This window comes from Oleiphilus sp. HI0079 (assembly GCF_001635105.1).
In genome coordinates this window covers 1-697 of sequence record NZ_LWFT01000408.1, presented here as the reverse complement: position 1 = coordinate 697, position 697 = coordinate 1, and the positions used below count along the sequence as shown (strand labels likewise).

General features: G+C 50.2%; 1 protein-coding gene. It reads right to left on the bottom strand.

Features of this window, described 5'->3' with window-relative positions:
• Window positions 1-155: 155 nt before the first annotated feature.
• On the bottom strand, window positions 156-697 hold a 542-nt coding region (locus tag A3750_RS05380), incomplete at its 5' end, for an ABC transporter permease (RefSeq protein WP_197474919.1).

Genomic DNA, 697 nt, shown 5'->3' with positions numbered 1-697 from the left:
CATCGCCAGTCGGCCCAACGTAGACAAAACCGATGTTTAATGGCTCTTCAGCTTGAGCGAGCGCCGCACCGCTAACCAGTGTTGCGGCAGCCAAGGCTTTCGTGATTGATCTCAATTTCATAATAACTCCTGAGGTTTCATTTTTTATTGACGCCCTAGACCTGAGGCCGATAAGGCTGGCCGAGTGCTAAAGGTGTACTTAGTTTTGCCTTGACTGCATCGTTCGCGATTACAACCAACACAATGATCGTTGCGCCATACGGAAGCATGGCCAACAGATTTGGTGAGGCTTCGAAGCCTAATCCCTGTAGAACGAGGTGCATGATGCTTGCAGCACCAAAGAGGTAAGCACCCAACATAATGCGTTCTGCTTTCCAACTCGCAAACACAACAAGTGCCAGTGCGATCCAACCACGCCCTGCAGACATACCCTCTGTCCAAAGTGGTGTATAAGCCAGCGACAAATAACCACCCGCTAAGCCCGCCATTGCGCCGCCAAACATGACAGCGGCATAGCGCACTTTGAATACGCTCATACCGATCGCATTGGCGGCTTCTGGATTCTCGCCTACAGAGCGAATGGTCAAACCCAAACGCGTGCTTTTAAATACCCAAAACACGAGAGCAAACAGAATCCAGGAAAGGTAGACCAAGGGATCGTGCGAGAAAAAGATCTTGCCGATAATTGGAATTTCGC